Annotated in this window: 16 protein-coding genes; 4 read left to right on the top strand and 12 right to left on the bottom strand. The window is 63.0% G+C overall.

Annotated features, from left to right (window positions below; all coding sequences use genetic code 11):
* Positions 1 to 267 precede the first annotated feature (267 nt).
* Together D0B32_RS21535 and D0B32_RS21530 are read right to left on the bottom strand one after the other, a co-directional pair.
* Positions 268 to 666 (bottom strand): hypothetical protein, encoded by a 399-nt coding sequence (locus D0B32_RS21535; RefSeq protein ID WP_117336288.1) that lies wholly within the window; start codon positions 664 to 666, stop codon positions 268 to 270.
* Between the two features lie 515 nt (positions 667 to 1181).
* Entirely contained in the window at positions 1182 to 2942 is a 1761-nt protein-coding gene (locus tag D0B32_RS21530) for a bifunctional diguanylate cyclase/phosphodiesterase (RefSeq protein ID WP_117336287.1), read from the bottom strand.
* Positions 2943 to 3312: 370 nt separating this feature from the next.
* Here D0B32_RS21530 and D0B32_RS21525 point away from each other — a divergent pair, with 370 nt between their 5' ends.
* Positions 3313 to 3777: a VOC family protein gene (locus D0B32_RS21525; protein ID WP_117336286.1), complete on the top strand. Its 465-nt coding sequence runs from the start codon at positions 3313 to 3315 to the stop codon at positions 3775 to 3777.
* A gap of 68 nt (positions 3778 to 3845) precedes the next feature.
* Here the strand turns inward: D0B32_RS21525 and trpS are convergent, their stop codons facing one another.
* The 7 genes from trpS to D0B32_RS21490 all read right to left on the bottom strand — a co-directional run bounded on the left by trpS (position 3846) and on the right by D0B32_RS21490 (position 13115).
* Positions 3846 to 4895 carry a tryptophan--tRNA ligase gene (gene trpS, locus D0B32_RS21520; RefSeq protein ID WP_117336285.1) on the bottom strand — a complete coding sequence of 350 codons (1050 nt, stop codon included), beginning with the start codon at positions 4893 to 4895 and terminating at the stop codon, positions 3846 to 3848.
* Positions 4896 to 5219: 324 nt separating this feature from the next.
* A complete protein-coding gene (locus D0B32_RS21515) occupies positions 5220 to 6050 on the bottom strand; it encodes a transglutaminase family protein (protein ID WP_117336284.1) in 831 nt (276 codons plus the stop codon).
* A 29-nt stretch (positions 6051 to 6079) separates the two neighbouring features.
* A complete protein-coding gene (locus D0B32_RS21510) occupies positions 6080 to 7012 on the bottom strand; it encodes a transglutaminase family protein (protein WP_259295082.1) in 933 nt (310 codons plus the stop codon).
* 124 nt (positions 7013 to 7136) lie between these two features.
* The gene (locus tag D0B32_RS21505) at positions 7137 to 8522 is read right to left on the bottom strand and encodes an HdeD family acid-resistance protein (RefSeq protein ID WP_117336283.1); all 1386 of its coding nucleotides are present in this window, start codon (positions 8520 to 8522) and stop codon (positions 7137 to 7139) included.
* Positions 8523 to 8724: 202 nt separating this feature from the next.
* Positions 8725 to 9921: a porin gene (locus D0B32_RS21500; RefSeq protein WP_117336282.1), complete on the bottom strand. Its 1197-nt coding sequence runs from the start codon at positions 9919 to 9921 to the stop codon at positions 8725 to 8727.
* Between the two features lie 432 nt (positions 9922 to 10353).
* Positions 10354 to 11481: an OpgC domain-containing protein gene (locus D0B32_RS21495; protein ID WP_117336281.1), complete on the bottom strand. Its 1128-nt coding sequence runs from the start codon at positions 11479 to 11481 to the stop codon at positions 10354 to 10356.
* Positions 11482 to 12194: 713 nt separating this feature from the next.
* Positions 12195 to 13115 carry a recombination-associated protein RdgC gene (locus tag D0B32_RS21490; RefSeq protein WP_117336280.1) on the bottom strand — a complete coding sequence of 307 codons (921 nt, stop codon included), beginning with the start codon at positions 13113 to 13115 and terminating at the stop codon, positions 12195 to 12197.
* A 408-nt stretch (positions 13116 to 13523) separates the two neighbouring features.
* Between D0B32_RS21490 and D0B32_RS21485 the strand changes: the two genes are divergently transcribed.
* From D0B32_RS21485 to D0B32_RS21480, 3 genes are all read left to right on the top strand, one after another.
* Positions 13524 to 14084, top strand: a complete 561-nt coding sequence (locus D0B32_RS21485) for an ester cyclase (RefSeq protein WP_117336279.1) — start codon at positions 13524 to 13526, stop codon at positions 14082 to 14084.
* 94 nt (positions 14085 to 14178) lie between these two features.
* Positions 14179 to 14337 carry a hypothetical protein gene (locus tag D0B32_RS32620; protein WP_181969861.1) on the top strand — a complete coding sequence of 53 codons (159 nt, stop codon included), beginning with the start codon at positions 14179 to 14181 and terminating at the stop codon, positions 14335 to 14337.
* Positions 14338 to 14574: 237 nt separating this feature from the next.
* Positions 14575 to 14868 (top strand): hypothetical protein, encoded by a 294-nt coding sequence (locus D0B32_RS21480; RefSeq protein WP_117336278.1) that lies wholly within the window; start codon positions 14575 to 14577, stop codon positions 14866 to 14868.
* A 31-nt stretch (positions 14869 to 14899) separates the two neighbouring features.
* On the opposite strand, the gene D0B32_RS21475 is transcribed toward D0B32_RS21480, so the two are convergent.
* From D0B32_RS21475 to D0B32_RS21465, 3 genes are read right to left on the bottom strand one after another with little or no spacing between them, the layout of a single operon-like run.
* The gene (locus D0B32_RS21475) at positions 14900 to 16156 is read right to left on the bottom strand and encodes a glycosyltransferase (RefSeq protein ID WP_117336335.1); all 1257 of its coding nucleotides are present in this window, start codon (positions 16154 to 16156) and stop codon (positions 14900 to 14902) included.
* A 47-nt stretch (positions 16157 to 16203) separates the two neighbouring features.
* Positions 16204 to 17475 (bottom strand): O-antigen ligase, encoded by a 1272-nt coding sequence (locus D0B32_RS21470; protein WP_117336277.1) that lies wholly within the window; start codon positions 17473 to 17475, stop codon positions 16204 to 16206.
* A complete protein-coding gene (locus D0B32_RS21465) occupies positions 17475 to 18602 on the bottom strand; it encodes a glycosyltransferase family 9 protein (RefSeq protein ID WP_117336276.1) in 1128 nt (375 codons plus the stop codon). Before D0B32_RS21465 ends, D0B32_RS21470 begins: the two co-directional genes overlap by 1 nt.
* Positions 18603 to 19073: the final 471 nt, after the last annotated feature.

Genomic DNA, 19073 nt, shown 5'->3' with positions numbered 1-19073 from the left:
CTTGATGGGCAGATAGGAGAAGACCGTGTTCGGTTCGATGCGCTGCAGCCCTTCGAGCCGGATGTCGCGAACCACAAACGAGTCGGCGGCAAAGGCCGAGACTGCTGTTACGCTCAGGCCGATAAATGTCAGCGCACGTGCGGTGCGAGCCGATAGAGTTTGAACCTTCATGCAGGATAAGCGACAAGAATTCAATGCTACATGGAAACCGCCGCCGTTCTTTTTCCAATGTCTGGCTCACGGCGCGGATGGGGATGTCTCTCGGGTCTACTGCAGTCTGATGCCAGTGGTATCTGCGACCGGTGCAACACCGGTTGCTACCGCCAGCGCTTCCGTCATATGGCGGGCTTGCGAACGAGGCACCTGGAACGACAACTCGGCACCGCCTGGCAGGCGGAAGGTCATGACCAGATGCGGCGTCTCGCCAGCATCCTTGCCGATTTCCCACGCTTCGCACGGCATCGCAAACTTTACGCTCTGTTTCTTGTGACGGATACGTTCAGACCGGCCAATCGCGTTCGATACAGCAGCCAGCAACTCGTGCATCACGGAGCAGTGCAGCGCAATCCTGTCCGGCTGATTGCTTTGCACCATCAGGTATTGACCATCTTCCGTCAGCTCGAATCCGTGAAGCGAGTCGATCGCAAGGGCCACCGTCTGGGACATACAAAGACTCCGGGATAAAGCAAGTTCGGGAGTATAGAACGGATTGGGTCCTGCACGACCTACCAGTAATCCATTCGAGTTACTGCAACTTTCTTACGCATCACGTACGTTTCCTACATCTACAGCATGCGTCAATTCCTCCGACGTTTGATGCGGATTTTTCGTAGCATAGCATGCCACGCACCCTAGTCAATTTCGGAGCCTCGGCAGCGGCGACCCGAGTGATCATTCGTCAACACTCGTCGATCCGGCTGCAGCGCGCCCATGCGCGTACTCGCAGCGAACGGATGCGACGACCGCTCGAATCACATCAAATCACCCCAGAAACGCCCGAGAATGACCGGGCGATTCACGCGACGCCTTCGTCGCGCGCCGCTATCTTAGCGTATGACACCAGTAATATCGACAAGCGACGCGACGAAAGCTAGTTTACGGGCCCTGTGATGGCCAAAACCGTGGTTTATTTCAAAATATTCGCGCTTTTTCCGCGCGGAGGTTGCGCGAAAAAGACACGTTCATGACGCGGCGTCATGGCCCGTGTGCTTGCTCCTCGTCGCCTGCCCGAGTGGTTCCAGCAGATTACGCAGCGCGGCGAGACCGAGCGGGCGCGCGAACCAGAATCCCTGCACTTCGTCGCAGCCCAGTTCGGCGAGCCGCGCGGCCTGCTCCTCGGTCTCGACGCCTTCCGCAGTCACCCGCAGCTTCAACGCATGCGCCATCGCGATGATGGCGCCCACCAGTGCTGCGCATTGCGCGTCGGTGGTCATACGCACGACGAACGACCTGTCGATTTTCAGGCGATTCAGCGGGAAGCGCGTCAGGTAGGCGAGGCTCGAATAGCCCGTGCCGAAGTCGTCCACCGCCACTTCCACGCCCAGCTTGCGCAAGGCATGCAGCGTCTGCAATGCCTCTTCGGTATCGCCGAGCAGCACGCCTTCGGTGATTTCCACTTCGAGGTAACACGGGTCGAGCGCGGCATCATGCAGCGCGCTTTCGACGATGGCCAGCAGATTGCGGCGCCGGAACTGCTGCGGCGACACGTTCACCGCCACGCGCGGCAACGTGCCGGTGAGCCGCAACAGGCGCCCCGCGTCGCGGCATGCCGTGCGGATCACCCACTCGCCAATCTCGTCGATCAGCCCGGTTTCCTCCGCCACCGGCACGAACTCGGCCGGGCTGATGGGGCCGCGCTTGGGATGCTGCCAGCGCAGCAGGGTTTCGACCTGCGCCAACTGGCCGGTCGCGAGCGTGATTTGCGGCTGATAGACGAGATGCAGTTGCTGACCGTCGAGCGCCTCGCGCAGCATGGTCTCCAGTTCGAAGCGACGGGCCGCCTGGCCGTCGAGCGCGGCGGAAAAACGCCGCACCACGTTGCCGCCCGCCGCCGTGGCCGACGACAGCGCCACGTTGGCGCGCCGCATCAGCGAGGGCGAATCCGCGCCGTCTTCCGGATAGGCCGCACAGCCCACACTGGCGGTGAGGTTCACCGTGGAGCCCGCGCAGTCGATCGGCGCGGCGATGCGCGCGAGCGCGGCCGAGGCCAGTGCGTCGGCGGCAACGCCCGTTTCGTTGATCAGCATGGCGAACTGCGTGCCGCTCACCGACGCAATCGTGCCCGCATCACCAATCAGCCCGCGCAAACGTTGTCCGACGATCTGCAACACCAGTTCAGCCGCATGCGAGCCGAGTGCGTCGCGCAGTTTGCGCAAGGAATTGAGTTCGGCGAGCAGGACAGTGAAGCCGGTCGTATCGCGGCGGCACCGCGCAATCGTCAGGTCGAGGCGCTCGGCGAACAGCGTCTGGTTCGGCAGGCGCGTGACGCCGTCATGGTTCGAGACGTACCAGAGGCGTGCTTCGGACTGCGCATAGCGGGTCATTTCGACGGCCATGCCTATGTACGTCCCGCGCTGTTCGCCCAGAGAGCCTTCGACGGGCGCCAGCGCCAGCATGATGTGAATGCGCGTGTTATTGCGCCGGATGCAGGTCCATTCGTTTTCGTAACGTTGAGCGAGGGCGAGTACCGCGCCACTCGATTCGCCAGTGTCCGTGCCGAACAATTCTATGCGACGGCGCGCCAGTTCCGCGGGGTCGAGCAGCGACTGAAACGTCCGGCTCCCGACCAGTTCTTCCGCCCGGAACGCGGTCAATTGTTCGAAGGCGGCGTTGACGTAGCTTAAGGTGCCGTCCGGCGCGCACATGAAGACGCCATAGGGTGCGCTCGCGAGCGCCTCAACGTGCGGCAGCGCGCCGTGTCCAGATTCGAGGCCGTCGTGCATCGGGGCGCTCCTTCAACGCGAAAGCGCGCGCATGGCGACAGGCGTACGCGCGCCCGGCACACGCCGCCTCGGAAACCGCCCGGTCATCATCATCCCCCGCTCCCAGAATTATTCGAATCATGGCCCGTCCCCGGACCTGTTACACGACTCGAGCCGCGCTGTGCCGCGCGTGTTCCCGAGGGTCCGTCACATCATAACGGTTCAATACCGCTTATCGGCAGGAATGCGGCTACTCTGTATCGGGAACGCTACGACTGCAAAATCTTTTGCCAGCCTGTCGATTGACGGGCGTTTCGTTCGTCGTCAGGTTGAAGCGCTGCGAGACGGCGCTTTTCGACTGACCAACCGATCAAGCACAGGAGCGAGCACCATGTCCCCATCCAGCGCGAAGCCTATTCCGGAAGGAATGCATACGTTGACGCCCCATCTGGTTTGCGCCGGCGCCGCCGCGGCGATCGACTTTTACACCCAGGCGTTCGGCGCAATCGAGCAGTCGCGTCTGCCCGGCGCCGAGGGCAAACTGCTGCACGCGAGCCTGAAAATCGGCGATTCCACCCTCATGCTGGTGGATGAAATGGACGCCTGCTCGGTGTTCGGGCCGCGCGCGCTAAACGGCTCGCCCGTGACGCTGCATCTGTACGTGCCGGATGTCGACGCCACGCTCGCGCAGGCCGTTGCGGCCGGCGCACGCGTCACGATGCCCGCTACCGACATGTTCTGGGGCGACCGCTACGCCCAGCTCGAAGATCCGTTTGGGCACAAGTGGTCGGTGGCGACGCACGTGCGCGATGTCAGTCAGGCGGAAATGGAACAGGCGGTCAAGGCGATGCAGTAGGACGTCAGCTATACGCCTCGCTCATCGTAAACGTGGCGCTGGGCCGGCGCCACGTCATCGCGACCGCTTCACCGCTTCACCGCGTCGAATGAAAACGTTCCCAGCGCCGCCCTCACTTCGTCCAGCGTGTTCTGGGTGACGGCTTTGGCGCGCTCGGTGCCGGCGCGCAGCAGGTCGAACACATGCCCCGGCTCGCGCGCGAGTTGCTCACGACGCTCGCGCATCGGTGCAATCAACGCCTGCAACTGTTCTTCGAGCCGGCGCTTGACGACCATGTCACCCAGCCCGCCCGCACGATATTCGGCCTTCAGACGTTCGACGGTGGCGGGGTCGTCGTCGAACGCGTCGAGATACGTGAACACCACGTTGCCTTCCACCGTGCCGGGGTCCGAGGCACGCAGGTGATTCGGATCGGTGTACATGCGTTTGACGGCGTCGCGGATCGCATCTGCCGAGGACGACAGCGGAATCGAGTTGCCTTGCGACTTGCTCATCTTCGCCTTGCCGTCGACGCCAGGCAGCCGCCCCATCACCGGAATCAGCGCCTGCGCTTCCGGCAGCACGGGCACGTCAGTCTGCCGGTTGATGCGCCGCACGATCTCGTTGGTCTGCTCGATGAGCGGCGCCTGATCCTCGCCCACCGGTACGACGTTGGCCTTGAACGCGGTGATGTCCGCGGCCTGGGCGACCGGATAGCACAGAAAGCCGGCTGGAATATCGCGGCCAAAGCCGCGCGCCTGAATTTCTTCCTTGATGGTCGGATTGCGTTCGAGGCGCGCGACCGTCACGAAGTTCATGTACAGCAGCGTCAACTCCGCGAGCGCCGGCAGCGCCGACTGAACCGCAATGGTCGTCTTCGCCGGATCGATACCCACTGCCAGATAATCGAGCGCCACTTCGAGCACGTTACGGCGCACCTTGTCGGGATCGTGCGCGTTGTCGGTCATGGCTTGGGTGTCCGCGATCAGCACGTACTGCTGATGCGTCTCCTGCAACGCGAGACGGGTCTTTAGCGAGCCGACGTAGTGGCCGAGATGCAGCGCGCCAGTGGGACGGTCCCCGGTCAGCACGACGGGACGGGGAGATGATGGGGTGTCCTGCGATTGGTTGTCCTGCATGAGCGAGCTCTCCTGGGGTGACCGGCGTCAGCGCTTAAGCGCCTCGTCCAGCCGCAAGCAACGAGGTTGCGGAATTTAATCAACACCGCAGCACCAGCCAACCAGGGAATCGCAATCTACGCAAACCATGTCGGCCGGACTGCGGCGGTCATGGTCAAGGTAAAGACGTGACGATGCCGCTCCGTCAGGAGCGCCACCAGGTGATAGGCAACGAGAATGTTATCGAGCGCATGGCATAAGCATGCCATAGCTGCAGGCGGCTCGCCAGCTCACTGCACGGCGAGCCACGTGCGTCGCGTGCGCCGCGTGAAAGAACCACACCCTTCACACCACAGGCGCGACCGTCGCTTCGACCAGCGGTTCGCAAACCACCGTGAAGCCGGTGAGCTTCGCCGTGCCGAAGGTGTTGCTCAACGCCACGTCCGCCGCGTCACGGCCGCGCGCCATCAACACACGCCCGGTACGCGGCGCGTTATTGCGTGGATCGAAGGTCTGCCACGTGCCGCCGAGATACGCCTCGAACCACGCGGCAAAATCCATCGCCGCATAGGGCGGCGGCAGATTCACGTCGCTGATATAGCCGGTGCAATAGCGCGCCGGAATGTTCATCGCGCGGCACAGCGTCACTGCCAGATGCGCGAAGTCGCGGCATACACCCGTACGTTCATTCCACGCCTGCCACGCCGTCTTGGTGGGCCGCGCATCCGCATAGCCGAACTTGATATGGTGATGCACGAAATCGCAGATGGCCTGCACGCGCGGCCGTCCCAACGGCGTGGCACCAAACGTCTGCCACGCGAAGTCCGAGAGCAGATCGGTTTCGCAATAGCGGCTGCCGAGCAGAAATACCAGCGTGTCGTCAGGCAGTTCTTCCACTGCATGCTGATAGCCATTCGGTTCGATGCTCTCCGGCTCGGCGGACACTTCGAGCACGGCCGTGGTCGACAGCGCCAGTTGCCCCGCAGGCGCCACGAGCCGGCTGCACAGATTGCCAAAGCTGTCGCGATACTGCGTGATCGGCACCGGCGGATTCACCTTCAACACGTCTGCGCTCAGCACGTCACTGGCACGCGAGTAATGCGTGTTCAACATCAGCATCATTGGAGTGGGATGTTCACACTCGTACATCAAGTCATAACCCACGCGCAGTTTCATCGCCCCACCCTCTTCTTCAGTTAAATCTCTCACGCATCCTCGGTGACGCGCACGTCCACTTGCAGGCCGAGAAACGAATTCGGCGCGCCGTGCCAGGTGCCCCATAGCGGCAGCGCCTGTGCAGCGTTCCAGCCCACCGCCACGCGTATCAGGTGACGGTTGCCGATGATGCTGTTAGTCGGATCGAAGTCGACCCAGCCCGCGCCCGGCAGATAAATCTGCAGCCACGCATGGGTCGAACCACCGCCCTGAGTGGTGTCGAAATCGGGCACGAAAATATAGCCGCTGACGAAGCGCGCGGCGAGCCCGAGCGAGCGCACCGCGTCCATCATCAGCACGGCAAAATCGCGGCAACTGCCGCTGCGCTGACGCAAGGTTTCAGCGGGACGATAGACGCCTTTTTCGACGCGCCGCATGTAGCGAAACTCGTTCTTGATCTCCAGCGTCATCGCGCGCAGGAGCGCCATCGTGTTGGTGGCTTCGGTGGTGCTCAAGAAGTGACGCGCCCACGCATCTACTTCGGCATCCGGGAATTGCCGGCTGCGCGCGTTCACCAGATCCGAGGCTTCTTCGTTGGTATAAGCGAACGGCCAGGTCGCGGCATACGATTCGAGCGCGTAGTCGGGCAACGGCGACTCGTAGTGATCGATCGTGACGCGGCTGTCGAATTGCAGCTCTTTCGCCTTGCCGGAAAACGTCGCCACGGCCACGGAATTGTCGAACACGTCATGCAGCCAGTGAAGCTGTGTGGGCGTGGGTGTGATGATGAGTTCAGTGGAAACGACGCGCACGTCATGGCTCGAACGCGGCCGGAACATCATCCGGTGTTCACCGAAACGCACCGGCACCGCATAGCGATAGGTACTCACGTGCCGGACCGTCAAACGCTTGGGCTCGGCAACCTTGCTGGCCGCCTCAATCGATTTGCTGGTCACGTTGGCGCCCATGAAAACCTGCGGCATGCGCAGGGCCGGCAGCACGTGCCGCCGGCGTTATGTCGCCGCGTCTAACGTTCAGATGGTTGAACTGAATGCGCAGAAAACATCCTCCGGTCGAGCATACACCCGCCGAAATGGTTGAAAGAATTCATTTGGGCGTGGCTTGTGGCGCCGTGCGCGCTTCTTCCGCCCAGCGTCGCCGCGAGCGGTACATCTTGCCGAGTGCGAGGCGCGCCATCTTGACCCAGCCGGATGGACGCGGGTCGGCCAGCATGCTCAAGGCACGCGCGTAGTCGAGTGTGAGTCCGGGCGTCCACGCCATCGTCGCCGCGCGTTTGCGCACTTGTGCCGCGACCCACAGCTCGGGCGTCGCGATCAGGTGCAGGAACGGCTTCCAGCCCTTGTAGCCGCTCCATACGCGTGCGGATGCCCCTTCGATGGCAGCTTCAAGTGCCCGCGATACCGTGCTCGAACAGTTGCGATACGTGAGGTTGTAGGTGGTGTCGCGGCGGTAGGTTTCCCAGAAACGCCGCAAGCGTTCGGGATCGTAATTGCGAATCCGCACCTGGATCGTCGACGCGCACCACGCAGTGGATTCGGTCAGATAGTCAGGCTGAAACAGGCCCGGCACGTCATTCTCGCGCGTGGCGCGCAGGAGACGCGTGAACTCATCGGGCGAGCGGTCGATCTCCACAGCCGGATACAGACTGATGTAGACACCTTCGGGTGACTCGAGCGCGGCGTGCCCGGTGGAAATCACGCCATTACGATCCACCGCCGCGATATAGCGGTCGATGATCGGCTGGCGCCGCGCCTCACCCTTCGACGTACCAACCGGGGTCCATACGTGGATGGTCAAGGCGGGCTCGTCGGCGCCCGGTGGTCCATCCCATTCCACGATGGTGGGTGCGGCCTGCTGCTGGGGACTGGTGGCGCTCGCGGCCTGCGCAGCACGTTCGGCGCTCACGACAGCCGGATTGATCGAGAGCCGCCGCACCCGCGAGGCCAGCAGAATCATGTTCCACCCGCCGAAGATCAGGCCGAGCCCGAGGCAATACGGCACGGTGCCGACGTAGTGGGTGGGATACGGTTGATAGAAGAAGATGGCTAGCGCGATCTCGACCGCGCCGCCAATCACCGCGAGGCGCCAGGTACGGTAGCGCACCACGCGCGCCGAGACGATCTGCAGAAAACCGTCGGCGAGGAACAGCGTGCCGAAGATCATCGAGAGCACGAAATTGCCGTGCTCATGTCCGATCAGGATCAGTCCAGCGCCGAAGCAAAACGCGGAGCCCTTTACATAGCGCAGCGTGCGCTGACCGCCCATGCCGGTCCAGGCCACCGCAAGCGTCGCCATGCCTTCCAGCAGAAGCAGCGTGGCAAATGGCGTGATGGGGAAGTACAGCGCACTATCGAGAGCATCGATGAATACCACGATGCCCAGCGCCCCGCTGATGCCGCCGAGCGCAGCAAGCGCGCGCCAGCGGGTACGGAGATAGTCGACCCCCAACAGGATCATCACCAGCCGAACCATGAATAACCTCCGATGCCCACGCGGGTTGCGATCGGTCAGCCTGCGTACCGGCCGGGTGACCGGCAGATTCCTCGGTCACTCGGTTATATAGCACGCAGGCAAGCCGCCGCAAGTTCGCGCAAAGCGTTCGGCAGGGTTCGGCTGGGGTTCGCGACTGTGATCCGGCCGGGGTTCGGCCGGGGTTCGGCCGGCTTGGGCTCGATTAGAAGCGGTGCTTCACGCCGACCGCAACGACCACCTGCTGGTCGCCCGAAGCGGGATCGAGGCTATACACGCTGGCGTCGAACGCGCCATTGCCGTTGCCACCGCCCACGCGCTGGTAGACACCTTCGAGGTAGATGTCCGTGCGCGGCGAGAGCAGGTAATCGGCCTGCGCCATGACCTGGTTCCAGTGCGGGGTCGCCGACGTGAAGCCCTTCGACGCGCCGCCGAAGCCGCCCGTTGTGTAGGTGTACGACGCACCGAGGCTGAAGTCCGGACGCACGAAGTAACGGCCGTTGATTTCGAAGTTGTCGAGCTTGATGTAGTTGCCGGCGAGCGCGCCCGTCGACGTGCTGCCACCCTGCCAGATGCCCGTCACGTTATCCGTCACGGAGTGAGTCCAGACGACGCCCACGGACGACTTGCCGAACTTGTACTGCGCACCCGCGCCGTAGATTTGCTGGCTGCCGCCGGTGGTCAGCTGGTCGCCGTCGCCGGTGCTGACAGCACCCGACGCATTGGCCAGCCCCGGTTCGGACGTGCGGTTGATCTGCAGGTACGCCGCAGCAATGTTGAACGGACCGTAGGTGTAGCTCGTGCCAAGGCTGTAGGCGCTGTTGTTGGCAAAGCCGCCTGCCTCACCGGAGAACGCGTACATCGCGCCCGCCTTGAAGCCGCCAAACGAGGCGCTGCTGAACTTCGCCGAGTTGTTCAGACGCAGGTCGTTGTTGAGGTTGTCGTTGTCGTACGGGTGCGATGCGAGGTTGCCGCCGAAGCCCGAACCGGTTGCGCTCATCGGCGCAATGTAATCGACCATGAAATCGTACTGGCGGCCAAGCGACACCGTGCCGTACTCGCTCGAGCGCAGACCCACCCACGCTTGCCGGCCGAACAGGTCGCCGCCGTTCTTGAGCGCGCCCGAGTCTACGTTGAAGCCGTTTTCCAACCAGAACACCGCGGCCAAACCACCGCCCAGGTCTTCCGTGCCGCGCAGACCCCAGCGCGACGTGAAGACGTTGCCGCTTTGCATCGACCAGGCGCTCGCGCCGCGCGAGGTCGCGCTGCCTTCCGTCACCCGTGCGTTGTTCTGATACACGACGCCCGTGTCGATCAAGCCAAACAGCGTGACGCTGCTTTGCGCGTGGGCCACCCCAGCCACCAGCATGGCCGATGCCGCGGCCAGATATCGCATCTTCATTCATTCACCTCGTTTCAATTTGTTTTCCCCGCAGGACGATCGGCGATCGCCATGAAAGAAACGAGTGCGAGTATAGAATTCGGCTCGATTGCGCTAAATGGAATAATGTCGCAAATCAGATTTCCTTATTCTGGGATAATGTTTCATTAATTTTTAACATTAGCCGATTTAGTCCGGATTGACGGACTCTGGCGCGCGCGTGCGGCGGTGTGGTGCCGCGTAAATCCCCATACGGCGGGCTTTCACGGCCATTACAGGCGGGTGAGATGTCGTAGATTCACGACACGCAAAAGATCGTGCGCTCGATTATTCAGCCGAATACGCCTGAAAGACAACGGGTACGTGACCGGCATTAAAGCACAGCTTCACTCGTCCGGTCACGTCAAATTAAAAAACATATCAAATTTATAAATTTTATTTTAATTTTGATTATTAACTATCGCGACGCCCGACGCGAACCGGCACCGCCGCGCCATGTATTGGCGCGGGACGTGCGCGCAGCGCTTTCCATTTCTTCGTCACCGCTGCGAGTAGCAGCAGCGCGCTGATGGCCACCATGTCTCCCGCGAGTCCGTTGAGCCATCCTGGCCCGCGAGCAAGCCTCACTGCGGTATCGACGCCGATCGACACCACCGTGCCGCCCACGAAGCAGACCAGCCCCTGCTTGCCGACATCGACCACCGCCGGCAGGCGCTCCGCGACCCAGCGGATGGATTGCGCACGCACCGCCTGCGCCACCAGCCATGCAATCGCGAGGAAGCTGATCACCCGCACGGCCGCCAGGTTCTGCTTCATGTAGCCGGGTTGCGCGTCGGTGAAGAGGCACAACTTGATGAAGGCAAACGCCAGTGCCACCACGAGCGCCGCCGCAGTCAACCAGCGTCCGATGGTCGAGGCCTGGAACTCATTCGACAGCGGATGCGTACGGCACAAAATGCCCAGCATGAACATCAGTTGCCAGGCGAACGGGTTGAAGGCCCAGCCGCCGGGATCGACGCTGGGCAGCCCGCGCGCGAGCCATGTACTCGCCATCCATACGACCACACTGCCAGCCAGCGCGACCGCCGGCCGGCGTGTTGCCAAAGGAACGGAGAGCGGCACACACAGCGCGAACAGGGTGTACATGGGCAGCACTGCCGAGAGGAACGGCTGATGACGCAAGCTCAATACACCCAGCAGCGAACCCACGGGATGCGCCAGCAGATCGCTCCAGCCGGTTTCGCGGATCACGGGCGAATCAATACGCCAGAGCGTGAGCAACGCGCCGGCCGCAACCATGAGTGCCGCCGTGACGAGATACGCACGATAGATTTCAGCCGAGCGCACGAAGAAACGGCGCCGCGCCGCGTGCACGCTCCGATAGGTCGCCACGTTCGTATAAGCCGCGGCTGAGGCATAGCCACCGAGAAACACGAACACTTCCGCGGCGTCACAGTATGCGTAGTTGTGCAGCATGAAACGCGAGAGGACACTGCCTTCGATGTGATCGAGCGCGATGACGATCAGCACGAGTCCGCGGAAAAAGTCGATCTCCAGTGAGCGCCGTACGGGCGAATTCATTGATAGCCACTCCGTTTGCAGACCAGCCGGAAATGGCTGGCCCTGGGCTGCATGCATTCGTACTTCGTGGTGCTTCGCTGTGGTGCTTCGCTGTGGTGCTTTCGAGGCTGGTGTGCGTGCTTTGCGTCTGCTTTGCGCGTATCTATCAGCCTGCGCATCAGCTTGCTTCACTACGCGCCATTCAACGCTATGACATTTGCGCCCGCTCTTCAACGACGGATCCGCAATACAGTTTTTCGGTGTATTACGCAGCGCGCACAACGGTTGCGAATGCATTGCCAAACACCTGCGACAGGGGTCCACGCGCGCGGTTCCCCGCCTTTGAGCAACGGGCGCGCAAGCCACGGGCCTGCCTGGAGTTGCGTGTATGACGCGTGTTGGGTGGTTTATGACACAGCCGTCATCGCGCGGCGAAATGCATCACGGCGTGCACGCGCGCGCGCCGCGACGTGCTTGCTGAGCCCTTGTCTGAAGGGGTTTTCGGAGAGAACGCGGCGAATGACCGCGCGAGTCAGGCGCAGAAGCTACACGCTACACGCGAAGAAAATTCACTGAGTGCGCGTGAGGCGGTATCGCTCTTTAAAGAGTCCAGGCGGCATTGCCGTCCGGAAGATGACGTGACACCTGGTTACAAAATAGACGCAGTGAAAAACCGGCAACTTTCCATGAGCTTGCGCCGGCCTTTCACTTGAGGTCTTTGTTCTACCTGGACCTCACGCAGCCGCTTGCAGCATGCCGTCGTTGAGTTCACCACCCAGCGCTTCGACGATGTCCGAAAACATGCGCGCCAGTTCACCCGTCATCAGCGTCATATCCGAGTCGAACTGTTCGTCGTCGTTGACGGCGGTGGGGTCGCTGGCGTCTTTAATGACGTCGAGCGGGGCAATTCGTTTGATCGTCAGTGACGGCGTCAACACAAATGAAACGCGATCGTTCCAGGTCATCGCGAGTCGCATGCATTGCTTGCCCGCTTCGATATGGCGGCGCATGTCGTCGACGTCCAGCGCGTGGCCGACGTAGCGCACCGTTGCATTGCCTTGCGCGGGGGAACGCAACTCCGTGTCCTGATCCAGCGTGAAACCGGCCGGCGCTTCGCCCGACACCAGCCAGCCGGTCATGGCCGCGACCGGTGACTGCGCGACACGCACGCTTGCCAGCGGCAGTTGATCGACGGACTTCACCAGCAGGCCCAGCACATCGTCCGCAACGGTTTGCGATGCGGCGTCGATGACGAGCCAGCCATTCACCGTGTCGATCCACACGCGCGTATCGCGGCGAATGCTGAAAGCGCGCGGCAGCAGTTCATCCGTGACCTGCTCTTTCAATTCGCGCATCTGCTTGCGGCCCACCTTGAAACCCTGCTGTTCTTCGAGTTCGAGGGCGCGCGCCTTGGTCACCTGCGTGACGACCGAAGCCGGCAACAGCTTTTTCTCGGTGCGAAACATCAGCAGCATTTGACGGTTGATCGAATAGACGAGCGAGTCGTCGTTGCGCGGCGAGGCCCAACCCTGCGTCTGCATCTCGACGCTGCTGCCCGGCTGAAACGCGTGCGGCGCCAGCCATTGGTGCAACTGCTCGGGAGTCACGGACCACGGGGCGGGAAGACGATGAAGCTGAAGGTTCTTGAACCACATAGGCGGATGGGCAAAGCGAGCCATTCTATACGACGCGGCCCGCGATGGGGACATGCGAGGCTCGGTGGAATTTTTGAGTGATGCAACGGGATGGATGGTGAGCTATCTAATATCGCGGGTTGCGATAGTTAGTATGCCTATTGTTTTGGGACGATACTCATTGTGTCCGCCTCCCGTTCACGGTTCCGCGCAAGCTCGACCGCGCATCTCGCCCCGAATCGCGATGAGCATTCGCTCGCTGGATAGGTTTGGTTGCGGTTTTGGCCCTTGGCGTCACTCCTAACTAAAAAACCAATTTTCAAACTTGACAATAAAATCATTCAATCAGAAAGCCAATTCTCAAACTACGACGAAACATCGACACTACCTCCATCGAAGTTCAAACGACCTACTCATTGGAGGTTTGCCATGTTCAGCACCCGCTCATCCTCGTTGCGCCTCGTCGCTGCCGGCGCGCTTGCCCTTTCCGCCGCACTGGGCAGCGGCGCCACCCACGCCGCCGACGCAAACGCCGCGCTGCCGCAACCGCATCACCTTGCCGTCGATGCCCACTCGGCCACCGCCGCGCAGATCGTTCTGACCGCGCGCCGCTATGCCGCGTTCTGGAACACCGGCGACGAAACCTATGCACAGGCCGCGCTGTCCCCCGAATTCATCGACCGCACCTTGCCGGAAGGCCGGCCGCAGGGGCCGAGCGGCCCGCTGGCCGCATCGAAGGGATTCCGCGCCGCCGTGCCCGACCTCACCGCCGAAATCGACGATATGGTCGTATCCGGCGATCGTGCTTCGGTCCATCTGCATTTTCGCGGCCATTTCACCGGGCAGTTTCAGAACGTCAAAGGCGCCGGGCAAACGGTCGACTTTCAGGCGTTCGACCTGTATCGCGTCAAGAACGGCCGGATCGTCGAAAACTGGCACCTGGAAGACAATCTGACCCTGCTGAAGCAGTTGGGCGTCGTCAAATCCTGACGCGCCAAAGGCACAACGCGACACCGCCCCTAGCGCCATTTCCACAGAAATCACCTAGACTTTTTGCATGGAGTGGCAATGGATGGAGGCTGCCGTGGCGGAATCAATGGTCAGCATCGTCGTGGCGCTGGTCGTGCTCGTCACCGGGGTCATGCTGGTGACCTCGCACTACCGGCGCGAGCATCACCGGGACCGGCCCGCGACCCGCGCCGACGGGCACAAACTGTGGGAACGGATGCGGCATCGGCACTGACGCCGTGCGCACGGATCATCCGGCAAGGTAGTCCACAGCGCGGTTCGTGCGCCTTCCTCAGTGCGCTTTGGAGAGTGGGCCTCGAATAGCGCACTTCGGACAGCGCGCCGCGGCGTCAACCAAACCCGTCGCCCGCTCCGGCGCACTCTGCCTCACCCGTGACGCAACCAGCCGCCTGATGCCGGCGGCACGCCGCCCGCGCGGCGCCCTGCGCGGGAAGTTCGATCGGAGACAGCCATGTCCGATGCAGCGCCTGCCTGGCAAATGGTTGAATACGAAGGCTTCGAAATTCACCTCTCGCCACGCCCGAAACAGCCTGACGAGAACCGCTTCACCTATCTGGGCTATGTCTGCCATCCCGGCGCCGATCCGGCCATTCCTGGCCACGTTGTGCCGTTTCATGCCGATGGGGAAGAATGGTTCAAGAGCCTTGAGGAAGCCCGCTACGAAGCCGTGCACGCCGGGCGCAGCATCGTGGACGGCACGCACCCGGACCTGTCCGTGTTGTCGCTCGTGACGAGTGGCGTGTGAAACTGAGTGGTCGTGGCCCGGCGCTCCCCCTCTACTCGCCGGCCCCCTGATCCACCCCGGAAATCTGCCGCACCAGCGCCAACATGCGCTCATTGGCGCTTTCCGGCGCGAGGGTCGCGACTTTCTTGAGCGCGTGCTGCACGAGGCTGCGCCGCAGTTCGGTATCGGTGTGCAGGCGCTCGATGGCCCGCGCCATTTCGTCGACGTCGCCCACCGGCACCAGCAACCCGCCTTTGCCGTCCTCCAGCAGATCGCGCGGACCGGTGGGGCAATCGGTCGAGATCACCGGCGTACCCAGCGCCATCGCTTCGCCCAGCACCATGCCGAAGCCCTCGTAGCGGCTGCTGAGCACGAGCATCTCCGCCTGACGGATATACGGAAACGGGTTGGGACAGAAGCCCAGGAAATGCACCGACTCGCGGATGCCAAGTTCTTCGGCGAGTCGCTCCAGCGCGGCCTGATCGCGGCCCTCGCCGATCAGCAACAGGTCGGCGGTGCTCAGTTGCCGCTCGCGCAGTTGGGCAAACGCGCGCAACAACGTGCCGTGATCCTTCTGTCCTTCATCGAGCCGCGCCACCGAGACAATGAACGTCTCGGCCGGCCGCTCGATCGACGCACGCGCCTTGATACGCAATTCGTCCACGTCGATCACGTTGGGCAGTTCCGTGACGTTCACCGGCTGCCCCTCGAACAGTTGCTGGGCCTCGCGCCGCATATCGGGCGTCAGCACGGCAATCGCGTCATAGCGGGCGTACTGCCGCACGCGGCGCGCAATATGACGCGCGCTCTTGTTGCGCAGCCGCGTCGCGAGACTGAAATGGCTGACGCCGAACCACGGCGTCTTGCCGCTTCCCGCCACCTGCCGCAGCGAAAAATCGAAATCGCACACCACGTCGAATTCACGCGCGATCTGCCGGAAACGCTGGCCGGCGAGCGGCCGGATCACGCAATACGTCAGCACCTTGTGCAACACCTTCAGATGCGCACCGAGCTTGCGTTGCCGCTGCATGTCATGCAGCGCGTACATCCAGCGGGACGGCGCCAGCACATGCACCGGCACGTCAGCAGGAATGGAATGGGCGCGCCAGAACGCCAGTTCGTCAGTGGGATAGGCGACCGAAACGCTGGGTGCGAAGAGGCGCCGGTCGAGCACCTTGAGCCACGCGAGCAGCGAGGTCTCGGTGCCACCCTTGCCGAAATCGTTGATATGAAACAGGATGCGCCGCGGCGGCGCATTGGGCACCTCACGCGATTCGCGTGGATCACGTGGGTCACGTGGATCTGGCATGGCACGCGGTACGCGCGGCTCGCTACGGTCGTGACGGCTGTCGTATTTCATACGCCGTGACGCCCCGCGCGCGTGAGGCGTTGCTGGGCGCATCCGAGCAACAGACCCGCGAACGACCAGAAGGCGAGCATGGTGGTCTGCCACATGAAATCGTCCGTGGTGTTTTTGGCAATCATGCCGGCCACCAGTGCGATGCCGGCCGCGCTCAGCCACGGATCGCCGTGACGCGCGCGCCAGAAACTCAGCACGAGTCCCACCAGCAGCGCCGTTTCCAGCACGACTCCGATGAACCCCGTCTGCAGCCACGTATTCAGAAACAGGTTGTGCGCGTGCGTCAGCGCTTGCGGCTCGATCTGCAGGAGACTCTGCGGCATCTCCGCTTGATACGCCATGCCCGGCAACGGTTTGCCGAAGCCGACACCCAGCCACGGATGGCGCTTCGCCTGGGCGCTATAAAAGGCCCACAGCTTCGGACGGGTGTCCGACGACACCGTGTCGCCGATGCTGGAGAACGCGTGCGGCACCAGCAATTGATGGCCGTCGATCGCCACATCGCGCGACGCAGTCACCACGGTGGCATCGCCCAGCCGCAAACGCGCGCTGTACTCGAGCGTGCCGACCGCGGCGGCGCCCACCACGGCGAACGCCAGCAAGGCAAGCAGGATATGCCGGCGATACAGCGGAAACAGCGCCACCAGCAGGGTCGCGGCAGCCGCCGGCCAGAAGAAGCGGTTGAGCGTCGCGAGACCCACGAACAGACACAGCAGCAGGCCCGTCAGACCAAACACGCGCCAGCGCGGCCGCAGCAACGCGCCGCAAAACAGCGCCATCGCAAAGGCCGCGAGCGTGCTGGTATGGCCGACACGGTTGTAGTAATGCAGCTCGAAGGTGTTGGCGGTGGGCGGTTGCAGATGGCCCCAGTTGAGTGCGCTGATCAGCGCGAGCAGCACACACGCCAGCCAGTTGATGAGCGCGAGCGGCGCGAGCCGTTGCGTGCGCGTGCCGAGCAGCCAGAAGCCCCAGAACGACACCAGCGGATACAGCACTTCGTCGCACCACGCGTGCATGCTGACGGCCGGATAGGCGGACCACCTCACCGCCGCGAGACTCCAGGCGGCCCAGCAGACGATCGGCAACGCCAGCGGCCAGCGCCACACGGCCGGCCGCTCGGACGAAAAGGCCGCAGCCAGCGTGCCGAGCGCGAGCAGCCCGAGCGCGATGAAGACGACCGCCGTCGTGTGCCCGAACATCACCATGAAGAGAAGCACGGGGCACGCAATCCACAGGACGCGTTCGACACGAGCCAACGTGTTGGCCATTACCCTTCCATTAGAGCGGTTTGCAATGCGTCGTACACGGAGTCGATGGAAATGCGCCCCATGCAATCAGCGTGATCGCCCTTCCAGGCGACACAGGTTGCCGAATTGCGGTCGCAACGTCGAACCCAGGATACCTCGCGACGGAAGATCATGGGCTGGTCGCGACACGGCATGTCCGCGATCGTGACCGGCGCGAACGGAGCGTCGCGCCAATACTGGCCCGCCCCGTGAATCTGCGCGTTGCCCGGACCGAACAACGCAACCGTCGGCACGCCAATCAGGCGTCCGAGATGCGCCACGCCGGTATCTGGACACACCACACCTCGCGCGCCCGCGAACAGATGCCACAACTCGCCGAGGCCCACCCGCCCCGCCAGATTCGGATGATGCGGATCCGGGTCGATGGTGCGGATCAGCTCGGCCTCGCCGGGACCGCCGCTCCAGACCGGAACATAGCCGAGCGCCTCGACGCGCTGCGCCAGTTCGCGCCAGCGCGCGTCGGGCCAACGCTTGACCGACGTGCTCGCGCCTGGATGCAGGACCACATAGGGATGCACGAGCAGTTGCGCATCAGGCAGTTGTGCATGACCAGGCGCAGGCCACTCCTCCGGACGATACGGCCGGGGCGGCGGACCCTCGATCAGCTCGGTGGCGAGATCCGCCCACGCCGCCGGTTCAGCCGGATAAGGCACGCGCTGATCGACCGGCCAGTTCTTCCAGGCCGGCACGTCGCCGGCGTGTGCGACGATCCAGCGGCAGCCGGCGGCGAGCGCCAGCCAGCTATGGCGATTGTCGCCGAGTACGAGGCCAAGGTCGAACGGACCGGAAGCGAGCAGCGCCTTCACCGTGGCAAGATCTCGCGGGTCGAACGGGATCACGCTGATGTCGAACGGCCGGCCCTCGTACAACGGCACGATGGGCTTCGGACAGGCGAGAACGATTTGCGCGTGCGGATACTGGGCGCGCAATTTGGCGATGAGCGGCGTCAACAGCAACGTGTCGCCGAGCAGGAGATGGTGAGCAAGCAGAATGCGTTGCAGCGACGCCGGCCGCCGGCGCCACGGCTTGATTATCAGGCGCGGCAAGGCGCGCGCAAAAATGCGAATCCGCCCGGGGAATCGGCTCATTGGGTTACCTGCATGTTGGACCAGTCCGCGATCGGGCTACGTGCCGGCTCCCGGCTCGATGTCGCGTTCCCCATGCAGAATCTCCAACGATATTCTTGTCGATGACGTTCGCTCCAGCCGGCCGAAACGCCACACACGGTATGGCCTCTCCCGTGTCTGCGGGCACGCCGCCCGGCCAGCTGACTGCGCTTGCACTGGAAGCGAAGTGAAAACAATTGGGCGTTCGGTTTACCGTCAGCCCGGCGCTTTTATAGGTGCGAATTATATCATGCAGGTGGGTCCAAACCGCAGTTGCGACGGGGCTGCGGGGGCCTGCGGTCGGCCCTGAAGCGGGCCTTGAGGTAGTCCGTGTTGTGGGGCTCGTGCGGGTGTCTGCGGTGGTACTGATGGGCGCCCCTGTAGCGAACCTGATGACCTCGGCGATGGGGCCCGCGACCGCGAGCCTTGTCCCGGCCCTTGGCGAACGGTGGC

The organism is Paraburkholderia sp. DHOC27 (assembly GCF_003429005.1).
Classification (GTDB): Bacteria; Pseudomonadota; Gammaproteobacteria; order Burkholderiales; family Burkholderiaceae; genus Paraburkholderia.
Note: the sequence above shows the minus strand (reverse complement) of the source record. Positions and strands in the feature narration are given on the sequence as shown.